The following is an 18,169-nucleotide window of genomic DNA, read 5'->3' as shown; positions in this document are numbered from 1 at the left end:
CGGCGGGGTTTTATTTGTTTGGTCCGATCCTGTGTGTTTTCAGAAATTTACGCCACGTAGAGCGGTGTTTCTTGATCCGTGTCAAAGCCTGCGTCCCCGTTTACTGAACTAATTAGTTCAGAATTTGTTGAGGAGTCGGCAATGAACTTAAGCAAAAACCTGGCAGTGCTCTTGATGGCGTCTGCGGTGATCCTTGCAGGTTGTGAGAAAGGATCGGAAACCTATCCGATAACGGGTGAGCAATGTGGTCCGGAAGATCCCGTAAAGACCCTGGATGCAGAAGATTGCTACATCCCGCCCGCAGTAAACTAACAACAGTGGGCCGCTTAAGTTTCTGCTTTAGTGGCCCATCTTGATTGGGCGCGCATCTTGATCTGTGATAGACAGATATCTCTGTCTGGAGGATTGATGGATGCGATGGGCATTTGTTTTTTTGATGTTTCCGATATCCGCAATTGCGGATCCAACTATGGAGTGTATTGACGCCGGTTCGCAGGTGGAAATTGGATCTTGTGTTTCGGATATGGAGTTGCGGGTAAACGCTGCGATAGACTCCAGCTATTCGCTGGCGCTTGGCTCCGCACAAGAACTGGACGAGGTCACTGGACGGGTCGTCGCTGTGCCTGCGCTGGAGGCCTCGCAAAACGCGTGGGTGGCCTATCGCGATGCGCAGTGCGAAGCGGTAGGTGCTTCGTTCGGCGGAGGATCGGGTACGGGGATCGCCATCACAGCCTGTCGGGTTGACCTTGGCCGGGCGCGGGTTGACGAATTGTTGCGTTACGCAAATTGAAGCACGAATTCTTTTGATCTTTACGTGTGTTCCTATATAGAGGCGCATCCCAAGCCAGAATCCACCGAGATACGCCAATGTCGCCCAAAGCGCCGATCACTCAAGACGTCATGACCATCCCCCGCAAACTGCCCGAGGGGAAGATGAACCTTGTCGGTTTGACCCGCGATCAATTGCGTGAGGCGCTAATTGAACACGGCACGCCCGAAAAGCAGGCGAAGATGCGCACGGGGCAGATTTGGCAATGGATCTACCAATGGGGTGTGCGTGATTTTGGTGAGATGACCAATCTGGCCAAGGCCTATCGCGCGCAACTGGCCGAGCAGTTCGTAATCGAAATCCCCGAAGTCGTGACCCGTCAGGTTTCAGAGGACGGCACCCGCAAGTATCTGTGCCGCATCGCGGGCGGGCATGAGGTTGAGGTTGTCTATATCCCTGAAGATGATCGCGGAACGCTATGCATCTCATCTCAGGTGGGCTGTACGCTGACTTGTTCCTTCTGCCACACGGGCACGCAGAAATTGGTGCGCAACCTGACAGCAGCCGAAATTGTCGGGCAGGTCATGATGGCGCGTGACGATCTTGAGGAATGGCCAACACCGGGTGCGCCCAAAGATGAAACACGCCTGCTGTCAAATATCGTGCTGATGGGTATGGGCGAGCCGCTTTACAACTTTGAAAACGTCCGTGACGCAATGAAGATCGCGATGGACCCCGAGGGGATTTCTCTGTCCCGTCGCCGCATCACGCTGTCGACCTCGGGTGTGGTACCCGAGATCGCGCGCACGGCTGAAGAAATTGGATGCCTGTTGGCGATCTCGTTCCACGCTACCACTGATGAAACTCGCGACGTACTTGTTCCGATCAACAAGCGCTGGAATATCGAGGAACTGCTGCAGGCGTTGGCCAGCTATCCCAACGCGTCGAATTCTGAACGGATCACGTTCGAATACGTGATGCTGGATGGCGTGAACGACAGCGACGAAGACGCACATCGCCTGATCGCACATATCAAGCGCCATAACATCCCGGCCAAGATCAACCTGATCCCGTTCAACGAATGGCCGGGCGCGCCCTACAAGCGCAGCTCGAACAATCGTATCCGCGCCTTTGCGAACATCATCTATCAGGCGGGCTATGCCTCACCCATCCGCAAAACGCGGGGTGAGGATATCATGGCGGCCTGTGGCCAGTTAAAATCGGCCACCGAACGGGCCCGGAAATCGCGAAAGCAGATCGAGGCTGAAGCCGGGCTAAACCGCTAAGGGCATGCGCCGTGGCTTCACGCGAAAAACTTAATGAATTGAGTGCTGTTTCCTTGTTCAAAATTTGGTATCTTCGGCGCAGACCCGCTCTGGATGGGGAACTCACCGACAGACACAAGGTGGTGAGATTGCCGGGGCGGTGCTGGTAACACCAATTAAGGCCGCTACCATTTTTCTGAAGCAAAGCGGCATTTAGGCGAACTGATCAGTCAGGGAGGCCACAATATGATTGTAAGTCACCGGCAAGTCTTGGGTATCGCGGCTGTTCTGGCGATCTCGGGATTTGTTCTCCACGCGGCATCTGCTCAGACCAAAGATCAGGATGCGCATTTGGCGATTGAAAACCCAGCCGATCTGACCAAGGAGCAAGCGCAGAAACACTATCAGTCATTGATACGACGCATGTCGCGGGGTTATGCGGCGGCACAGATGGACTTGATCCGAAACTATCAGAACTGGCCTTTGTTCAACGATGCGCCCTACATCTCGGCCACGCATGGGCAGCGCTATGTCAACAGCTATGCGAACCGCATGGCCCACAACTACGGCACATTGCAAGAAGGCGAAGAGCTGCCTGCGGGCTCGGTCCTGGCCAAAGACAGCATGACTGTCACAGATGAGGGCAATATCCATCCCGGTGCCCTGTTCGTGATGGAGAAACTGCCAGAAGGCACCAACCCGGAAACAGCCGACTGGCGTTATATCATGGTGATGCCGGACGGTTCGCTGTTCGGTGATACGATGGGCTTTCGCGCGTCAGAGGTCGATTACTGCCATGTCTGCCACGAGGCCGTCGCGGACCGGGACTATACGTTTTACGTACCCGAAGAGTATCGTGTCGCAGAGTGATCTTCAGGCCGCCGGGTCCGGCAGCTTCAGCTCAGTCGCTTCCTGACGGCTCAGCTGCTCACCCTGTTTGCGTTTGGATAGGACCTCGCGGGCGAGCGCGAATTTCTCATCCTGCCAGAAGATCAAACAGCCGTTGCAGCCTTTGCCGCAACATCCCTCGGTTCCGATACGATTGGTTTTGAAGCGGCGCTCATTGCCGTCTTCGCCGATTTTCTCGACCAGCTCGTCACGGCGGCGGGCATAGGCCTTGGGGTTATTGCGACCTGAGGTTTCCAGCCCCTGCACCAGCTTGTCAAAGCGGATGCGGCTCCAATGTTCGTCGGTCAGGGCACGTTCTTTGCGCAGGACGGAGTAGACCGGGAAACGGGTGCGCAGATCGTCGATATCCTCGTGATCGAACAGGGTGAAGGGAAGGCGGATGATGGTTTTGGTACTGCCTTGCACAACGTCCAGCCGCGCCCCATCATGCGCGCGTTCAAAGTCATAGACCCGCAGCAGAACTGTCTCGCGCGAAATCGGAGAGACGAAATCCAATACATCCCCCGGTTCCAGCTTGTTTTTCACCTCGACCAGAAAGGCATCCTCGGTCACCTCGGTGACGATCCCGGCATATTCCCACTGCGCAATCGAGGCTGTGTGTTCGTAATCATGTGCATAATTGGTCAGGCGGCCTTCGTGGAAAGCCAGCGTGTAGCCGCGGTTCCCGACTGTTTCGAGTTCACGCATATAGGGCTTCGGGTCCCAGTTCTCGGGGTCGGCGTGATAGTCGTCGATGGCCATACGATAGGCGCGCGCGACGATGGCGGCATAGTATTCCGATTTGCCGCGCCCTTCGACTTTCAGACTGTCGACACCGATCTTCAAGTATTCATCCAGCTTGGGCATGATGCACAGGTCGCGGGAATTGAGGATGTAGGATCCACGATCATCCTCTTCGATGGGCATCAAATCACCGGGGCGACAGCCTTCTTCCAGCAGGAATTCGAATAGGTCGGCGTTTTCATCGGTAATGCGCAGCTCCTGATGCGTTCCGTCTTTCAGACGCAGTTTCAGACCATAGTTCCAGCGGCAGGAATTGGCGCAGTTGCCCTGATTGGCCCCGCGTTCGGCCATGAAGTTCGACAGTAGGCAGCGGCCCGAATAGGTCATGCACATGGCCCCGTGCACAAACGCCTCAAGCTTGATATCGGGGCATTCCTCGCGAATCTCGACCAATTCGGGGTATGAGACTTCGCGGGCCAGAACCACAAGCTCGGCCCCCTGATCCTGCCAGAACTTCACCGACAACCACGAACAGATATTGGCTTGCGTCGAGATATGCAGCGGCAGTTCCGGCGCGCGTTCGCGGACGTATTGGAACACTCCGGGGTCGGCGATGATCAGCCCGTCAGGTTTCACCTTGCGGACAGTGTCGATGTATTCGTCCAGCTTCGGAATGTCCTTATTGTGCGAGAACAGGTTCAGTGTCAGGTACGCGCGCCGGCCATGGTTGTGGCAGAACTCGACTCCCTCTATCACCTCTTCCAGCGAGAACTCGGACTTTGTCCGCAGCGACATATCCGGTGTGCCCAGATAGACCGCATCCGCGCCATAGAGGATGGCGAGTTTCAACTTACGCAGATTGCCCGCAGGCATCAGCAATTCGGATCTGGACTGGGTCATGGGGATACCGGGCTAAGGATCAAGGGCGCCTTCTACGCCAAAATCCCGGCTCCCAAAACCCCGTTAACTGCGACGGAATCGCGCTGTTCCGATCACTTCGATCAGTTGTTGGCGAACCGGTTCCGGTTGCGCCTCGACTGCGTTCAAAACCTCGCGCAGTTCGGCGCGCAGCCCATGCATCTGGTCGATCAGAGAGATCATCATCGACAGTGCATCGGCCTCCATGTCGTACTGGTCATGCAGTTCGCATGCCAGTTCCAGACGTGCAACGTCGATACGCTGATATCGCAGACCTTGCTCCGATTGCTCGGGGATCACGATCTCAGCGGCCAGATATTCGGTCAGGCGATCCGAAGTCAGGCGGGTGATGGCGTCGATCAGTTCGGCTTCGGTCAATGTGCGGCTCATGACGGCATTCCTTTGCGCGGATCATAGCCGTGGGTTTCGCGCCATGTCTCCATGAAGTGCTTCAATTCATCGTCTACCTTATCTGGCATTGCGACGGTCAGTTCTATGAACTGATCGCCCCGCTCGGACGAGCCGCGTTTCTTGACTCCTTTGCCACGCAGGCGCAGGGTTTTGCCGCTGCTGGTCCCCGCTGGGACACTGACATTGACGCCACCGTCGATGGTGGGGGCGGGAACCTTGCCACCCAGAACGGCCTCATCAATGGTGATGGGCAGCGTGATGTGGATGTCATCGCCCTGACGGTCGAACACCGGGTGATCCGCAACCGAGATCGTCACAAGCGCATCGCCGGGAGGCCCATCGCCGTACCCCGGGGCCCCTTTGCCACGCAGGCGGATGGTTTGCCCGGTCGTGATACCCGCAGGTATCTTCACTTCAATCCGGTTCCCATCTGGCAGGGTCAATTTCTGGCTGGCTCCAAAAACGGCGTCAAGAAAGCTGATCTGCAGCGAGTAGTTCAAGTTGTGGCCCGGTGCATGGAACTCCTGCGTGCGCTGTCCATATCCACCCCGCCCGCGCATGAATTCGGCAAAGATGTCGGACATATCGTCCTGTTCAGCCGCGTGACCGCGATAAGGGTTGCCTGCAGCCTCGGCATATTCGCGATAATACTGCTGCTGCGGACGTTCCTGTCCCGACGCATCAATTTCGCCATTGTCGTAGCGTTTGCGCGTCTCGGGGTCTTTCAGCAGGTCATAAGCAGCAGCAGCGGCTTTGAACTTGGCCTCTGCCTCGGCATCGCCCGGCTTGAGGTCCGGGTGGCATTCTTTGGCGATCTTCCGATAGGCTTTCTTGATTTCGGCATCGCTGGCGTCTTTGGCGACGCCAAGTACGGAATAGGGGTCGTCGCTCATCTTGCCTCTCGTCGATGTGGGGTTTGGCCTTGATGAAGGTATTTTATCAATTGATTTCAACAGGTCAAAAAGAAGAGGCGGCTAAATTGTCTCGTAAATCTGTCAAGCTCTGCTAATATTAAGATGTTTCAGATTGATCATTGACGGAGATCACCCCATGACGCGCAGGCTCAAATCGGTGCTGGCATTGCTGGCTGGGAACGCCATCGGGCTGTTGTTGGCCAGTTTGCTGCTGTCAGAGTTTGCGATCCGACCGATTTCCTTCATCGTGGTGGTAGTCGTGTTCACCCTGGTCCAGGTGATAGCCGAACCGCTGATCCTGAAGCTGGGGGAAAAGAAGGCACCGGCGCTGAAGGGCGGAATTGCCTTGATCGTGACCTTTGTTGGCCTTCTGGTCACCGATCTGATCACATCCGGTCTGACCATTGGCGGTATCTCAAATCTGTTGGCCGCAACCTTGCTGGTATGGTTGGGCGCTCTGATCGGCAGTATTGTGCTGCCGATCTACGTGTTTCCCGAACTGCGCGACCCTAAGAAATAGTCATATCGCGTCTAAACTGGCCTCGATGGCCTGCCACAACTCGTCCACCGGTTCGCACCCCACGGACAGGCGGATGAAAGCAGGATCGACAGCATCCCCCCAACGGGCGCGCCGCTCGGCCGAACTGTGGACGCCGCCGAAGGATGTAGCCGGACGCAGCAGTGGGCAGCTGTTGATGAACTGTTCGGCTTTGTTCTCGGTCTCAAGCGTGATGCTTAGCAGAAACCCGAAGCGCGTGGTTTGAGCCGTCGCCAATGTGTGCGCCGGATCATCGGTCAGTCCGGGATAGCGGATCTGTTTCACGGCCGGGTGCGCCGCCAGCCGTTCAGCCAGTATTTGTGCTGAGCTACACATCCGATCAAACCGCACATCCAGAGTCTCCAAACCCCGATGTAGCAACCACGCTTCATGTGGCCCCGGGATCGCACCGGAGACGCGGCGCCATTCCTCAACTCGCTCCATGATTTGCGGATTGCGGCTGGCTAAATGACCCATCAACAGGTCCGAATGCCCACCCATCGCTTTGGTATCTGAACTCACAACCACATCAACGCCAAGGTCCAGTGGGCGCTGGCCCAATGGGGTCATCGTTGTGTTGTCGGCGATGGTGATGCCGCCGGCCTCGCGCACGGCCTCGGCGATTACTGGCAGCTCAAGCATGTCCAGACCGGGGTTCGAGGGGCTTTCTAGAAACACCACATCGAATTCAACAAAGCCACCTTCGGCAAAGTCGGTGGTTGGGCGTTCGATAACCGAGACGCCCAGATTTGACAGGAAACGATCAGCCAAAAGGCGCGTCACATAATACCCGTCGGACGGGATCAGCAGCCGCGACCCGGCTTGGACCGTCGCAAACAAGGCCGCCGAAATCGCACCCATACCGGAAGGAAAGCTGAGGCAGGGTGCATCTTCGAGATGCGACAGAACGTGTTCCAGATGCACCCAGGTCGGGTTATCGACCCGGCCATAGCTGGCATGCCCATCCGGCGCGCCGGGCAGATGGTACATGCTGCTTTGGGTCAACGGCAGGGCCACAGGCTCGCCCTTGTTCAGTGCATTCCCGCGCAGGTGCAACATTTCTCCGGTCTTCGGGCTCATGGCTCAGCGCCCCGGTATTTCATCGCGTGGGGGCGCGGGTTCCCAGTTCTCGATGATCTCGACTGCCTCTTGCGCAGTGTCGACAAAGCGGAACAGGTCAAGATCCTCGTCCGAGATCGTGCCCGCATCGGCCAGCGCTTCCCAGTTGATAACCTTTTCCCAGAACTCACGCCCGAACAGCAGGAAAGGGACGCGGTCCATGCGGCCGGTCTGGATCAAAGTCAGGGATTCGAAGAGCTCATCCATGGTGCCGAAGCCGCCGGGGAAGATGGTGATGGCGCGAGCGCGCATAAGGAAGTGCATCTTGCGGATGGCGAAGTAGTGGAAATTGAAGCTGAGATCAGGCGTCACGTATAGGTTCGGAGCCTGCTCGTGCGGAAGCACGATGTTCAGGCCGATCGAACACCCGCCCGCATCCTGTGCACCACGGTTACCCGCCTCCATCACGCCGGGGCCGCCACCGGTGACGATCACATTTTCGCGGCAGCCTGTCTGATTTGACTTCTCGGTCATCAGCCGCGCAAACTCACGCGCTTCATCGTAGTATTTCGACAGCCCGGCCAAGGTCTCGGTCCGCGCCGTGTGTTTCTGAGCGGGTTCCGGAATGCGCGCGCCACCGAACATGACGATGGTCGAGGTGATCTCACGCTCTGTCATGATCATCTCGGGCTTCAGCAGCTCCAGCTGCAGTCGTACGGGGCGCAGCTCATCCCGGCACAGGAAGTCATCATCAGCGAAGGCAAGGCGATAGGCCGAAGACCGCGTCTGCGGGGTATCTGGTACCTCGCTTGCGGTCGAGCGGTCGGTCTGTGCGTCGCGAAAGGGGCTGAGGCGATCTTCTCTCATAAACGGGGTTCCCTGCTTGCGTGTTTCCAAAACAGCTATAGGGTTCGCGGGCAGAGTGCCAGTCACGGAAAGACAAGAATGGATTGGAAAAGTGAAATATTGGCAGCGCGGGATCGCATTGCCGGACACGCGCAGGTCACACCGGTGATGGAAAGCCATATTCCGGGCTATCCGATTGAAATGAAGCTTGAACATATGCAGCACACCGGCAGCTTCAAAGCGCGCGGGGCGTTCAATACCCTGCTCAGCATGGATGTGCCTGCGGCAGGCGTCGTGGCGGCTTCCGGTGGCAACCACGGTGCGGCAGCGGCTTATGCCGCGCAATCACTGGGCTATCCAGCGAAGATTTTTGTGCCCGAACTTGCAGGTCCCTCCAAGATTGCGCTGATCAAGCGGATCGGGGCTGATCTGAGTGTTGTTTCGGGTGAATACGCCAATGCACTGACCATGGCGCAGGCGCATGAGGAAAGCACCGGCGCCATGCAAATCCATGCCTATGATGCGCCAGCGACGGTGGCAGGGCAGGGGACATGTTTTGCTGAATGGGACGCGCAGGGTTTGCAGGCGGACACAGTATTGGTGGCCGTGGGCGGCGGTGGGCTGATTGCCGGAGCTTTGGCATGGTTTCAGGGTGCGCGCAAAGTCGTGGCGGTCGAACCGGAAACCTCTTGCGCGCTGAATGCGGCGTTGGCTACGGGCGAACCGGTTGATGTTTCCGTTTCGGGCATCGCAGCGAACGCACTGGGCGCACGGAGAATTGGTGATATTTGCTTTCGGCTGGCCCAAGGCATGAGTTCGGTTCTGGTTTCTGACGATGCGATATCGCAAGCCCAGAATGCTCTGTGGCAGACGCATCGAATACTGGTTGAACCAGCAGGGGCTGCTGCGCTTGCCGCACTGATTTCGGGCGCTTACCAGCCGGAGCCGGGTGAGCGTGTCGCAGTGCTGATTTGCGGCGGGAACATCGCGCCAGATCCGCTAACAGGTTGAGAATACGGCTTGTAGATGTTGTTCATGGATTTTATCTATAATTCATGACCGCGACCATTGCCGACACAATCTATAATGCCCTGAGCCAGAAAATCATCACCGGCGATCTTCCTGCCGGTGAAAAGCTGCGTCAGGACCATATCGCGCGCGACTTTGAGACCAGCCATGTGCCGGTGCGCGAAGCACTGCTGCGGCTTGAGGCGCATGGATTGGCCAAAAGCGAGCCGCGAAAGGGCATGCGCGTCACCGCGTTGGACCCTGCCGAAGTGCGTGAGGTGATCGAAATGCGTGTCGCGCTGGAAACGCTGGCAATGCAGTATTCCGTGCAAAACATGACCCCATCTGCTCTGAAGGCCGCTGATGATGCACGAAAGGCGTGTGATGAGGCAGAGAGCATGCCTCAGTGGGAGGCGCGGAACAGGGTGTTTCATCGTGCCATCCTGACACCATGCGGGTTGCCCCGCCTTTTGCATTCTGTCGATGACCTGCACATCGCCAGTGCCAGGCACCTGTTTGCACATTGGCGGCCCAAATGGGTGCAGCGCGTCGATACGGATCACGCTGCGATCATTCAGGCGCTGAAGAGTAAAGACGTTTCCGCCGCAACCTCGATACTTGTGCGCCATATCCGTCGTGCCAGCTGATACTTTCTGCCATTGAAACGACGATCTGTGCCTCCTCAGAAGATTTGACTTGATTTTTAATAGATAAAAATGATGATCAATTCCGAATCTATGTAATATTATCTATAAAAAGAGAATGACGATGAAAGCCACTCTGCAATCCACCCTCCCGGCCGCCGGAGTAATAACCCCTGCGGGTCAGATCCTTCGTGTCGCGTTGGGTATTCTTCTTTTGACCGCCAGTGCAAAAGTCCAGGTGCCATTTTGGCCTGTGCCCATGACCCTTCAAGTCGCCGCCGTCATGGCTATCGCCGCGGCATTTGGGCTGCGTCTCGGTTCTGCAACCGTGATCGGTTACATGGTTGCCGGGGCAGTGGGTTTGCCGGTGTTTGCCGGAACGCCCGAAAAAGGCATCGGGCTGGCCTATATGATGGGCGGAACCGGAGGTTATTTGCTGGGTTTCGTGGTCGCCTCGGTAATGGTTGGATGGGCCGCGGACAATCTGCGCAAACTGTTTCTGGTTCCGGCGATGCTGGCTGGACTTGCGGTGATCTATGCGCTGGGTCTGGGTTGGTTGGCTCAGTTCGTGCCTGCAGACAAGGTTCTGGTTTACGGTTTCAGCCCTTTCATTCTGAGTGATCTCGTGAAGATTGCATTGGCAGCCGTTCTCGTGATTGGCCTGCCGACGGGTCTGATGCAGAAAATCCGTGGGCCGCAGCCAGATGCTTGATACCGGGCAAGATATCCGCAGCGATTGGACCGTGGATGAAGTGGAGGCGCTGATGCGCCTCCCACTGTTGGATCTGGTAGGTCGCGCAAATGTAATTCACCGGACGTATCATGATCCAAACGACATCCAAAAAGCCAGCCTGCTGTCGATAAAAACCGGAAGCTGTCCCGAGGATTGCGCCTATTGCCCGCAATCCGCCCATCATCGCGAGGTCGAGCTGACCAAGGAAAAGCTCATGAACCCTGCGCATGTCATCTCGCTTGCCAAACGGGCGCGCGATGCGGGGGCTGAACGGTTTTGCATGGGTGCTGCATGGCGTCAGGTGCGCGACGGCGAAGAATTCGACAATGTGCTGGACATGGTGCGGGGCGTGCGCGATCTGGACATGGAGGCTTGCGTCACCCTAGGCATGCTCAAGCCACATCAGGCCAAACGATTGGCGGAGGCGGGACTTACGGCGTACAATCATAACCTGGATACTTCGCCGGAATTCTATGGCGAGATTATTGGAACTCGTACTTATCAGGATCGTCTTGAGACCCTCAGCTATTGCCGGGACGAAGGCATTGATCTGTGCTGCGGCGGCATTATCGGTATGGCTGAAAGCCTGCGGGATCGTGCCTCGCTGTTGCAGGTCCTTGCGAATTTTGACCCGCATCCCGAAAGCGTACCGATAAACGCGCTGATCCCGATCAAAGGCACGCCGCTGGCGCATCTAGAAAAGGTGGGCATTTTTGATCTGGTGCGCATGGTTGCGACCGCGCGGATCACCATGCCGCAAACACGGGTGCGTATGTCCGCAGGGCGGTTGGATTTTTCAACTGCCGAGCAGGCTTTGTGCTTTCTGGCTGGTGCAAATTCGGTTTTCTACGGCGATGTGTTGCTGACCGCACCCAATGCCGGAACCCAAAATGACCGGGATATGTTTGCCGCACTCAGCGCACTTACCGATGATTGACGCAAACCGAGGTATCCGCGTCGCATTGCGCCATGGGTCTCGCTTGCGTATAGGCCACATCAACGTGAACAGATTCTCTAGGGAGACGCCCCATGTCCAATGCGCAACTGGAAGCCGCCATCGAAGCCGCCTGGGAAGTACGTGACACAATCACCCCTGCGACCACCGGCGAGCAACGAGAAGCAATCGAAGACACGCTGAGCGCGCTGGACAGCGGTTCGCTGCGGGTGGCTGAAAAGCTCGACAGTGGTGATTGGCACGTGAACCAGTGGGCAAAAAAAGCAGTTCTGTTGGGGTTTCGCATCAAGGACATGGAAATCCAGACCGGAGGCCCGCAAGACGGCGGCTGGTGGGATAAGGTCGACAGCAAGTTCGCCGGCTGGGGAGAGAACCAGTGGCGCGCGGCAGGGTTCCGCGCCGTGCCAAACTGTGTGGTCCGCAAGTCGGCCTATGTCGCACCTGGTGTGGTGCTGATGCCCTCGTTCGTGAACCTTGGCGCTTATGTCGATGAAGGCACGATGGTTGATACCTGGGCCACCGTTGGTTCCTGCGCGCAGATCGGCAAGAACGTGCACTTGTCGGGCGGCGTCGGCATTGGAGGCGTACTGGAGCCGATGCAGGCCGGTCCGACCATTATCGAGGACAACTGCTTTATCGGTGCGCGTTCAGAAGTGGTCGAAGGCTGCATCGTCCGCGAGGGTTCGGTTCTGGGCATGGGCGTGTTCATCGGTAAATCCACCAAGATCGTGGACCGCGAAACCGGTGAAGTCATGTATGGCGAGGTTCCGCCCTATTCGGTGGTTGTTGCGGGCTCGATGCCGTCCAAGAACAATGTAAGCCTGTATTGCGCGGTCATCGTGAAACGCGTCGATGAAAAGACCCGTTCGAAAACTGGGATCAATGAGCTACTGCGCGACTGATCCCCTCGTTTCAGTTTGAATAGGCCGCAGAGTGCATGCTCTGCGGCCTTTCTTATTTTGGCATGAACTCCAGCACTGTTTGCTGAAAGAAATCAATCGCCGCCTCACCTCCGGCCCCTTTGGCCAGAGGGCCGACTTGATATCGGGGCGATTGAAGGGCGCGCTGCATCTTTTCGCACGCCCAGACATCCTCGGTCTGAAAATCCCCCGTCTCCAGTGGGTGCAGGGTCCAGTGAGAGGATTTGATCCGACCGGATTCCGGGTCGTATCCGGGTATGTCCGCCGCGCGATGCGTATAGGTGAACCAGCCTTTAGGCGACCAGTTTCTGACCCGCAGTAGAGTTGTGTTGGCGTCGACCGGTTCCATGGTCGATATCGAAAACCCCCAGGGGTTTGGCGTCAGGATCGTGGTCGGAAACAGCATGTAGACCCCACCATAGCCCGGCGTTTCGGCATTCCGTACCGTTTTCAGGCCGGACCCTTTGGCCGAGTTTTCAACAAACTGAGGGATACGATGTTTGACGCCTTCGCGCTCGGTCGACCACCAGACCATGTTGTGGCCAAAAACCTCCCAAAGATTCTTGTCATGGGTTGGCCCGCCCAACGTGTCTTTGTGCAGATAGGCCAGATGATAGCCGTCGATTGCATTTTCAAAGAAGACCTTCCAATTGCAGTTGATCTCATAGACCACGTCGTCGGGGTTCTCTTGTAGCTCGCTTGATGCCAGATCATGAGGCCAAGGTATTTGAGCCAGATCGCCAAGCCACGCGTCAAAGCTTTGATCCGGTTCTGGGTGAACAAAAACAAGGTTGCGGAAGACACCGACTGAGGCACCGAACAACGCGGTTGCCTTCTTGTCCAGATCCGGAAAGCACTCGCGCTGGGCTGGTACTCCGCGCAATGCGCCATCCAGATTGTAGACCCAGTTGTGATAAGGGCAGACAATGGTCTTGCCTGCGTTGCCGCAACCTTCCAACAACTCGGTTCCGCGATGGCGGCATTGGTTGTGGAAGGCGCGCAAGTCGCCATTTGCGTCCCGTATGACGATCAGAGCGTAGGCCCCGGCCTGAATCGTCCTGAAATCGCCGGGTTCGGTGAAATCCATAGTCACGCCGGCAAAACTCCAGCACTTGCTGAACAGGGTTTTCTGTTCGGCCTCATACCAACTGTCCGAGACATATGCCTCACGCGGCAGTTGTTGCTTGGGTTGATCCGGAAGTGCGTCAGGCGGCATTGTTGAGTCCGTTTATTGTCAAAAATGATAATCATCAATATTGACAATAAACCTTCGAATGTCCAGATTTCACCTTAAGATTTTTCTGAACCCGCTTGGAGGCAGGATGACTTTTATTCAAACCCTGAGGAATCAAAGGTGGATGACACTGCTAATTCTGGCGGCGCTTCTTGTCTCGACCTTCGCCGGGTATTACGGCCTTTGGGGTCTGTTGTTCATATTTTGGGGGCTCTTGGCGGTGCGCTCGGGGCAGGCCTTCTTGATCGAACCGATAAACCGCGCGACAGATCCGGCACTGTTCTGGTCGCTGACGGGTTTGTGGATCGGTTTGGGCGTTCTCTACGTTCTGGCGGATGTTTTTCCACCAGTTGCGAACGGATTCTGATGCCCCGTCCCAGTATGAAAGACGCCAGATCCGAGCAAATCCTGAACGCATTTATGCGTTGTGTCGCGCGGTACGGGCTGGATGGCTCGACCTTGGCGCGCATATCAGAAGAGGCGGGCGTCGGGCGGCCATTGCTGCGCCACTATCTGGGCAACCGGGATGAGATGGTTAGCAAGCTGCTAGATCACGTCCTGAAAGTCTTCGCGGATCAGGTTGAGGCGCTCTTCGACACTCTGCCGTGCACTGATCGGGTTGCAGCGATGCTGGACGCTTTGTTCGGACGCGGCACCTATTCTTCGGAAAGTGCTGCGGTTTTTGCCGCTTTGGTCGCAGCCTCAGAAAGACACGCGGATTTGCGAGAACCCTTGCTTGGGTTTGTCTATGACTTCGAGGCAAGGATCGCTGCTGAAATCATGAACGAACTGCCTGCTGCCAATGTGCAAGGGGTCCAAGCCGTGGCAGCGGGTATGTCCGCAATTTATTTCAATACGGATGCTGTGATGCCATTGCGACCCCGGGCGGAATGGCGCGACACGCAGCGCGTGGCAGCGCAGATGCTGTTGGACCACCTATACGCCAGCACCTGCGACTGAGTTGACCGTGCCATCGGGCCAGCGTATTGCGGGCACTATGGAAAAGCAGAAAAAACCTTCGCGCCAGCAAGTCTATACGTTGTTGGTTCAGATCGGTCGCAAAGATGGCGACGGCCTGCCCGAAGGCGCGACCGGGGCGGCGTTGATGTGTTTTGCCAGCGGCGTGGACGAGGCCGAAGCCGTGCGCGAGACAGTAGCGATCCTGAAGCAGGCCGATACTGCACCGCTGGATGTCACCGGCTATGGCACCCTGGCCGAGCGTGAGGCGCAAGGACATGATATCGATCCGGATGAGCGGGCATTGATGCAACGGGCGCTGGATGAAAACGCGGTTATCGTGGCACAGATGACGCCATTCTTCGGCGACGAGGAAACTGCTTAGTTTCTTACCCCGAACCACTTGCGATAGATTTCGTCATAGGTGCCGTCTTCGCGCAGGGACAGCAGCGCCTGATTGACGTCTTCGACCAATGGCGATCCGGTTGGAAATGCGATCCCATAGTTTTCACGCAGGAAGATGCCCCCGGTCATTGTCGCCATTCTGCGCCCTTCGTGGCTTGCATAATAGGACAGGATCGGAGCGTCGAAAACGACCGCATCCAAATCCTTATTCTCAAACGCGTTCAACATGTCCTGCAGATCGCCATAGCCGGTATAGTCGATCTCGCGCCGGTTCAGAAAACTGGCGGCGGTTGAATCGGAAATCGTCCCGACCTGTTTGCCGTAAAGGTCGTTGACCGAATTGACGCTGCCGGTGATTGCGTCCACCGTCATCACCGAGGTGATCCGGGCCGTGAAAACGGAGACGATGAATAGGGATGACACCACCAGTACTACACCCAACAGGCGGCCAAACGGGGTGCGCGGCATCCGCTCTTCAAAGCCACCGTTCACCACCAGGTTGAGGGCCCACCAGAACGACGGGAACCACGCCTCATTCAATTTGCGATCAAAGTAGGGCTGCGCGCGTTTCTCAAAACTCCACATCAGCATGCCGCCACCAAGCAGGATCGCAAAGGCCAGCCCGATAGCGATGAACAATTCCCGAGACAGCAAAGCGTGCAAAAGCGATGGCTGGCGAGCGGCCTCTGACGGGACCATGATCTGTAATCCGGCCTCAAATATCGGTTGTGTGAAATCCATTCGGGTTTCGCGCAAGGCGGTGATCGATATATTAGCGATCGCCAGATCGGCAGAGCCATCCTGAACCGCGCCCAACATTTCTCCAAATGTCTCGACGCGGTTGATCGAGTATTTCCAGCCGAGCGATTCAGACAGTGCCGCCAGAAGATCCATCGAGAAACCGGTCTGGGCACCGTCCTCGACAAATGAGAACGGAGGACGGGTTACCGTTGTAACCGTAAGAGACTGGGCCTGGCTTTGCTGCGCAAGAGTCGCGAAAGTCAGGCAGATCAATGCGAAGAAGACACGCTTCATGTGGAATCACCTGTTTCGCGGCCCTCTAACTCACTTAAGGGCAGCGCGGCAAGGCAGCCGCTGGGTCAACGCTCATGTTTTGTTGGGGTGCAAAATCAAGCCGCTTGGGCATTCGGTCTCGGAATTCGACTATTCGGGGTTGGCAATCCGGGCAATTCGTTGAATCTGTGCACGAACACAGGCACCCCTAAGGACAAGAGGCCCAATATGACCGATCCAGTTGAGCTGACAGCAAATCTGATCCGTTGCCCATCGGTCACACCCGATGAAGGCGGGGCTTTGGTCTTGCTGCAGCAAGTGCTGGAGGAGGTCGGATTTTATTGCACTCGCGTAGATCGTGGTGGAATCTGCAACCTCTTCGCCCGATGGGGGCAGAAGGGTCATGCATGCAGCTTTGGCTTTAACGGGCATACGGATGTAGTTCCGGTAGGGGATGAGGCGGCCTGGACCATGCCCCCTTTCGGCGCTGAGGTCCGGGACGGGGTGATGTACGGCAGGGGCGCGACGGATATGAAATCGGGCGTGGCAGCATTTGCGGCAGCGGCTATCGATTTTGTGCGTGACACGCCCCCGGATGGGGCGGTGATCCTGACGATCACAGGTGATGAAGAAGGCGACGCACTGGATGGCACTGTTGCTTTACTGGATCACATGGCCGCAACGGATGAGCGGATGTCGGTTTGTCTGGTGGGCGAACCCACCTGTCCGAACACGATGGGCGAAATGATGAAGATCGGTCGGCGCGGCTCGATGACCGCGTGGTTCACTGTGACCGGAGTGCAGGGGCATTCGGCCTATCCGCATCGGGCAAAGAACCCGGTGCCCGCGATGGCGCGGCTGATGGATCGGCTGGCCAGCCACGAACTGGATCTGGGGACAGACCACTTTGACGCCTCGACCTTGGCGGTTGTCACGATCGACACCGGTAATCCGGCGACAAATGTGATACCGGCGCAATGTTCTGGGACAGTGAACATCCGGTTCAATGACCTGCATTCCGGGGCCAGTTTGAGCGATTGGTTGCAATCCGAGGCAGCCGCCGTTGCCGAGGCGTTCGGCGTCGATGTCGAGACCCGGATCAAGATTTCGGGTGAAAGCTTTCTGACCCCTCCGGGGGCATTGTCTGATCTGGTAGCTTGCGCTGTCGAAGCAGAAACAAATATCCGCCCCGAGCTTTCGACCACCGGCGGGACCTCGGATGCCCGCTTCATCAAAGATCATTGCCCGGTGGTCGAGTTTGGTCTGGTCGGGCACACCATGCATCAGGTCGATGAATGTGTCGAAGTGGCGCAAATTCATCAACTCAAGGCGATCTACACCCGTATTCTGACGGATTACTTCGCCTGATCCATGCAGAAAACGCTGGTCATCATGGTGAAAGAGCCACGTCCAGGGCGGGTCAAGACCCGTTTGGGGCGCAATATCGGCATGGTTGGGGCTGCTTGGTGGTTTCGGCACCAAACGTGTTCCCTGATCCTGCGTTTGCGCGATCCGCGCTGGCAGATTGTACTGGCGGTCTCTCCGGATAGGGAGGGAATGAACAGTCGGGTCTGGCCTGTTGATTTACCCCGGAAGCCTCAGGGGCGTGGAGATCTGGGCGACCGTATGGGGCGGATGTTGCGCGGTGCTCCCGATGGTCCGGTGTGCCTGATCGGTGCGGATATTCCGGGCATCACAAGGGGTCACATTGCGCGGGCCTTTCGCGCGTTGGGCCGGGCTGAGATGGTGTTCGGGCCATCCCCGGATGGCGGCTATTGGTTGGTTGGTGCTCAGCGTTATGGCGCGTTGCCTTCGGGGTTATTCCGCGATGTGCGCTGGTCAACGGAACACGCGTTGAAAGACACACTGAATTCGGTTCGCGGGTGCCGAGTAGCGTTGCTGGATCATCTGCGCGACGTGGATACCGTGGCCGATCTGCACGGCTGA

The 18,169-nt window shown here is 57.0% G+C and carries 22 protein-coding genes; 15 read left to right on the top strand and 7 right to left on the bottom strand.

From position 1 onward, the window contains the following. Positions 1–141: 141 nt before the first annotated feature. The 4 genes from ACR0BI_RS09050 to ACR0BI_RS09035 all read left to right on the top strand — a co-directional run bounded on the left by ACR0BI_RS09050 (position 142) and on the right by ACR0BI_RS09035 (position 2,904). On the top strand, positions 142–312 hold the full coding sequence (locus tag ACR0BI_RS09050; protein WP_170399076.1) for a hypothetical protein: 171 nt from the start codon (positions 142–144) through the stop codon (positions 310–312). A 157-nt stretch (positions 313–469) separates the two neighbouring features. After that, entirely contained in the window at positions 470–790 is a 321-nt protein-coding gene (locus ACR0BI_RS09045; protein WP_480438911.1) for a lysozyme inhibitor LprI family protein, read from the top strand. A 77-nt stretch (positions 791–867) separates the two neighbouring features. Beyond that, positions 868–2,055 (top strand): dual-specificity RNA methyltransferase RlmN, encoded by a 1,188-nt coding sequence (gene rlmN, locus ACR0BI_RS09040; RefSeq protein WP_170399071.1) that lies wholly within the window; start codon positions 868–870, stop codon positions 2,053–2,055. A gap of 225 nt (positions 2,056–2,280) precedes the next feature. Further along, positions 2,281–2,904, top strand: a complete 624-nt coding sequence (locus ACR0BI_RS09035) for a cytochrome P460 family protein (RefSeq protein WP_170425939.1) — start codon at positions 2,281–2,283, stop codon at positions 2,902–2,904. 3 nt (positions 2,905–2,907) lie between these two features. On the opposite strand, the gene ACR0BI_RS09030 is transcribed toward ACR0BI_RS09035, so the two are convergent. From ACR0BI_RS09030 to ACR0BI_RS09020, 3 genes are all read right to left on the bottom strand, one after another. After that, complete coding sequence (locus ACR0BI_RS09030; protein WP_480562277.1) at positions 2,908–4,566, bottom strand: U32 family peptidase; 1,659 nt, start codon at positions 4,564–4,566, stop codon at positions 2,908–2,910. Positions 4,567–4,629: 63 nt separating this feature from the next. After that, on the bottom strand, positions 4,630–4,974 hold the full coding sequence (locus tag ACR0BI_RS09025; RefSeq protein ID WP_170611369.1) for a hypothetical protein: 345 nt from the start codon (positions 4,972–4,974) through the stop codon (positions 4,630–4,632). Continuing rightward, positions 4,971–5,888 carry a DnaJ C-terminal domain-containing protein gene (locus ACR0BI_RS09020; RefSeq protein WP_170399059.1) on the bottom strand — a complete coding sequence of 306 codons (918 nt, stop codon included), beginning with the start codon at positions 5,886–5,888 and terminating at the stop codon, positions 4,971–4,973. The genes ACR0BI_RS09025 and ACR0BI_RS09020 overlap by 4 nt, the downstream gene beginning before the upstream one ends. 157 nt (positions 5,889–6,045) lie before the next feature. Here ACR0BI_RS09020 and ACR0BI_RS09015 point away from each other — a divergent pair, with 157 nt between their 5' ends. Further along, entirely contained in the window at positions 6,046–6,429 is a 384-nt protein-coding gene (locus tag ACR0BI_RS09015; protein WP_170399056.1) for a hypothetical protein, read from the top strand. On the opposite strand, the gene ACR0BI_RS09010 is transcribed toward ACR0BI_RS09015, so the two are convergent. Together ACR0BI_RS09010 and ACR0BI_RS09005 are read right to left on the bottom strand one after the other, a co-directional pair. After that, positions 6,430–7,527, bottom strand: coding sequence for a cystathionine gamma-lyase (locus ACR0BI_RS09010; protein WP_480562278.1), 1,098 nt, complete (start codon positions 7,525–7,527; stop codon positions 6,430–6,432). Between the two features lie 3 nt (positions 7,528–7,530). After that, positions 7,531–8,373 carry an LOG family protein gene (locus ACR0BI_RS09005; protein WP_170399048.1) on the bottom strand — a complete coding sequence of 281 codons (843 nt, stop codon included), beginning with the start codon at positions 8,371–8,373 and terminating at the stop codon, positions 7,531–7,533. 78 nt (positions 8,374–8,451) lie between these two features. Between ACR0BI_RS09005 and ACR0BI_RS09000 the strand changes: the two genes are divergently transcribed. The 5 genes from ACR0BI_RS09000 (at position 8,452) to dapD (ending at position 12,594) form a co-directional block, all read left to right on the top strand. Then, the gene (locus ACR0BI_RS09000; protein ID WP_170514917.1) at positions 8,452–9,363 is read left to right on the top strand and encodes a threonine/serine dehydratase; all 912 of its coding nucleotides are present in this window, start codon (positions 8,452–8,454) and stop codon (positions 9,361–9,363) included. Positions 9,364–9,407: 44 nt separating this feature from the next. Further along, complete coding sequence (locus ACR0BI_RS08995; protein WP_170625755.1) at positions 9,408–10,007, top strand: GntR family transcriptional regulator; 600 nt, start codon at positions 9,408–9,410, stop codon at positions 10,005–10,007. A gap of 121 nt (positions 10,008–10,128) precedes the next feature. Further along, positions 10,129–10,716, top strand: a complete 588-nt coding sequence (locus ACR0BI_RS08990) for a biotin transporter BioY (protein WP_480562279.1) — start codon at positions 10,129–10,131, stop codon at positions 10,714–10,716. Continuing rightward, on the top strand, positions 10,709–11,674 hold the full coding sequence (bioB, locus tag ACR0BI_RS08985) for a biotin synthase BioB (RefSeq protein ID WP_480562323.1): 966 nt from the start codon (positions 10,709–10,711) through the stop codon (positions 11,672–11,674). Before ACR0BI_RS08990 ends, bioB begins: the two co-directional genes overlap by 8 nt. A 92-nt stretch (positions 11,675–11,766) precedes the next feature. Then, positions 11,767–12,594, top strand: a complete 828-nt coding sequence (dapD, locus tag ACR0BI_RS08980) for a 2,3,4,5-tetrahydropyridine-2,6-dicarboxylate N-succinyltransferase (RefSeq protein ID WP_170399035.1) — start codon at positions 11,767–11,769, stop codon at positions 12,592–12,594. Positions 12,595–12,646: 52 nt separating this feature from the next. On the opposite strand, the gene ACR0BI_RS08975 is transcribed toward dapD, so the two are convergent. Further along, on the bottom strand, positions 12,647–13,828 hold the full coding sequence (locus tag ACR0BI_RS08975; protein ID WP_480562280.1) for an aromatic ring-hydroxylating oxygenase subunit alpha: 1,182 nt from the start codon (positions 13,826–13,828) through the stop codon (positions 12,647–12,649). Between the two features lie 142 nt (positions 13,829–13,970). Here ACR0BI_RS08975 and ACR0BI_RS08970 point away from each other — a divergent pair, with 142 nt between their 5' ends. From ACR0BI_RS08970 to ACR0BI_RS08960, 3 genes are read left to right on the top strand one after another with little or no spacing between them, the layout of a single operon-like run. Further along, positions 13,971–14,213, top strand: a complete 243-nt coding sequence (locus ACR0BI_RS08970; protein ID WP_255611946.1) for a hypothetical protein — start codon at positions 13,971–13,973, stop codon at positions 14,211–14,213. Beyond that, the gene (locus tag ACR0BI_RS08965) at positions 14,213–14,806 is read left to right on the top strand and encodes a TetR/AcrR family transcriptional regulator (protein WP_170399028.1); all 594 of its coding nucleotides are present in this window, start codon (positions 14,213–14,215) and stop codon (positions 14,804–14,806) included. The genes ACR0BI_RS08970 and ACR0BI_RS08965 overlap by 1 nt, the downstream gene beginning before the upstream one ends. Positions 14,807–14,843: 37 nt before the next feature. Beyond that, entirely contained in the window at positions 14,844–15,188 is a 345-nt protein-coding gene (locus ACR0BI_RS08960) for a hypothetical protein (RefSeq protein ID WP_170399025.1), read from the top strand. On the opposite strand, the gene ACR0BI_RS08955 is transcribed toward ACR0BI_RS08960, so the two are convergent. Further along, the gene (locus ACR0BI_RS08955) at positions 15,185–16,243 is read right to left on the bottom strand and encodes a transporter substrate-binding domain-containing protein (protein WP_170514903.1); all 1,059 of its coding nucleotides are present in this window, start codon (positions 16,241–16,243) and stop codon (positions 15,185–15,187) included. The two genes, ACR0BI_RS08960 and ACR0BI_RS08955, sit on opposite strands and share 4 nt — an antisense overlap. Positions 16,244–16,450: 207 nt before the next feature. Here ACR0BI_RS08955 and dapE point away from each other — a divergent pair, with 207 nt between their 5' ends. Both dapE and ACR0BI_RS08945 read left to right on the top strand, forming a co-directional pair. Then, positions 16,451–17,590, top strand: a complete 1,140-nt coding sequence (dapE, locus tag ACR0BI_RS08950; protein ID WP_480562281.1) for a succinyl-diaminopimelate desuccinylase — start codon at positions 16,451–16,453, stop codon at positions 17,588–17,590. A 3-nt stretch (positions 17,591–17,593) separates the two neighbouring features. Then, positions 17,594–18,169 carry a TIGR04282 family arsenosugar biosynthesis glycosyltransferase gene (locus tag ACR0BI_RS08945; protein ID WP_170611359.1) on the top strand — a complete coding sequence of 192 codons (576 nt, stop codon included), beginning with the start codon at positions 17,594–17,596 and terminating at the stop codon, positions 18,167–18,169.

It is taken from the genome of Ruegeria sp. E5 (assembly GCF_056534105.1).
The sequence above is the reverse complement of the archived record's forward strand: the minus strand, read 5'-3'. Positions and strand labels throughout refer to the sequence as shown.